At 46.7% G+C, this 2,580-nt stretch carries 2 protein-coding genes and 1 pseudogene; all 3 read left to right on the forward strand.

Annotation, left to right across the window (positions count from 1 at the left end; genetic code table 11):
* On the forward strand, positions 1–982 hold a 982-nt coding region (locus ACEW8S_RS13015; protein ID WP_373518576.1), incomplete at its 5' end, for a SusD/RagB family nutrient-binding outer membrane lipoprotein.
* Between the two features lie 21 nt (positions 983–1,003).
* Positions 1,004–2,227 carry an ABC transporter substrate-binding protein gene (locus ACEW8S_RS13020; RefSeq protein WP_373518577.1) on the forward strand — a complete coding sequence of 408 codons (1,224 nt, stop codon included), beginning with the start codon at positions 1,004–1,006 and terminating at the stop codon, positions 2,225–2,227.
* Positions 2,217–2,580 (forward strand): annotated as a pseudogene (locus tag ACEW8S_RS13025) (ABC transporter permease); the annotation flags it as partial. The gene ACEW8S_RS13020 and the pseudogene ACEW8S_RS13025, both read left to right, overlap by 11 nt.

Below are 2,580 nucleotides of genomic sequence, written 5' to 3' on the forward strand. Positions count from 1 at the left end.
GGAAAGCATCTACACCGACCCGGAAACTGGTATTCTTGCCGTTTTGGAGCGATCGGCGACTACCTTAGAAAACACCAACACGTCTATTCAAGGTGATGTCATGTTCGGCGGAGATCTCGACAAATGGGTGCGCTTTTCCAATTCGTTACGATTGCGCTACCTGTTACGTATCAGCAAAAGGCTGACCGATTTTTCCGAATTGCAGGCCTTGGCCACGTCGGGAAAGCTGATGGAAAGTAATGATCAAAACGCCATTGTGCCTTATTTGAGTTCCGCCCCCAATCAATATCCCTTAGTCAATTCCTCTCTGGGCCTTTATTTGGAGCATCGCATGACCCGAACCGCCGATTCCGTTCTAAGCCTTTGGAACGATCCGCGAGTGACCGTGTTGTACAAACCGACCGAAGTAAGCGTACTAGAGGGCGATCCAGACTATAAAGGCTTATTAAACGGACAAGACCGGGAAACCATATCGGCTGCCAATATTAATTTGGATGACATTTCTCCTTTCGGGACTATTTTCAGGGAGGTTCCTGATGGTGTGGATGCCCAGTTCATGCAATATTCCGAAGTACAGTTCGCATTGGCGGAAGCCGTGGAAAGGGGCTATATCACTGGAGATGTCGAAACCTTCTACCAAAATGGAATCGCCGCTAGTTTTGCCTACTACGGGGTAGAACTGCCTGCCGATTATTTTACAAGGGGCGCCATAGCCCTCAACGGCGCGGACAACCTCAATAAAATCCTGACACAAAAATGGCTAAGCCTGATTTCCAACGGACATGAGGCCTGGTTCAACATCCGTAGAACCGGCATACCCAATCTAAAACCCGGCCCTGACAATTTGAATGACGACAGATATCCCGTTCGGTATTTTTATCCGGAATCCGAACAGGCGACCAATAGTGCCAATTACGCCGAAGCCGTCGAACGGATGGGCGGTGATGATATCAATAGCAAAGGATGGTGGGAGAAGGATTAAGCTCAAAATGTTAAAAACCAAATGCTAAAACATAAAAAAATACCGTTTATAATAGTATCCATCCTGCTCGTTGTATCCTGCGCGGAAAAGCCTAAAGCCGATGAAGAAGTGCTAAAAACGGCCTCATGGCATGAAATTGCCCAAAAGGCCAAAGGGTGCACCGTCAACTTCATGATGTGGCAGGGCAGTCCCGCAATCAACAACTACATCAACAACTACGTGGTACCGTCCGTCAAGAAGAAATATAACATCGACCTAAAAATCAGCGGTGGCCAAGGCCCCGAAATCGTTCAATTGGTCATGGGCGAAAAGCAGGCCGATATCGAAAAGGGACAGGTAGATATGGTTTGGATCAACGGGGAAACTTTTTTCCAGCTCCGAAAGGTTAATGGCCTCTGGGGTCCGTTCGTAAATCAACTGCCGAACGCCGAGCATATCAATATGAACGATCCGTTCATCAACACAGATTTTCAACAACCGGTCAAGGGCATGGAAGCCCCATGGAGCATCAATCAGTTCGCTATCGTATACGATTCAGCCAAGGTGGTAGATCCCCCGAAGAACCTTTCACAATTGACAGAATATCTCGAACGGTATCCCGGCACCTTTACCATTTCCAACGATTTTACGGGCATGACACTTCTCAAAAGTTTTATGGCCGAATTTGGCGGAGGTCCCAATAGTCTCGACGGTGCCTTCAACGAAGAAAAATACAACCTTCTTTCGAAAAAACTATGGGAATATGTCAACGCCCACAAGAAGTACTTTTGGAAGGAAGGCCGTACCTTCCCCAAAGAACAGTCCAAAATGGGACAACTCTACGCCAATGGCGAACTTCTATTGATCTACGGCTTTAGCGAGGGCGGTATCGAAGAAAAAGTACTGAACGGGCTTTATCCTAAATCCACGCGTGGCTATGCTTGGGATAATGGTACGATCAAGAACTCAAATTATCTTGGGGTGCTGTATAATGCTCCCCAAAAGGCAGGTGCTATGCAGGTCATTGATTTTTTGCTTTCCCCCGAAGCCCAACTGAAAAAGGCCGATGTAAACGGAATGAACTCGAATACCGTATTGGATATGGAAAGCCTGCCCGTAGACTGGCAACAAAAATTCAATAAAGTGGCCAAACGCCAGTTCGGTCCTGAAATGAAAGAACTGGAAGACAACGCTATCGCCGAACCGGCACCCGAATATATGATCCGCCTCTACGAGGATTTTAGAAAAAAAGTCATTGAAAAATAAAAGACCAAAATTTGAAATCATCCTATTCATCGCCATAGGCGTAGTGCCGTTTGCGGCCGCGTTTATATATGCGCTGTTGTATAGTTTTGGCGTTATCGGGGTGGCCAACAAGGGTTTTACCACTGAATTTTGGACATCGGTATTGGCTTCGGGCGAATTTTTCCGATCTTTTTTATACAGTTTTTTGATTGCCTTGGTCGCCGTGGTCGTCTCCGTAGGTGGAGCCTTATGGGCGACCCTTAAATTCCGAAAACGCTTGGAGCAAAAATTTCTATCCTTTATAATCTATTTGCCATTGGCAGTGCCGGGCATCGTCACCGGTTTTTTCACGTTTCAACTTTTCTCAAAAGGGG

The sequence above is a fragment of the Pricia sp. genome (assembly GCF_041745955.1).
Classification (GTDB): Bacteria; Bacteroidota; Bacteroidia; order Flavobacteriales; family Flavobacteriaceae; genus Pricia.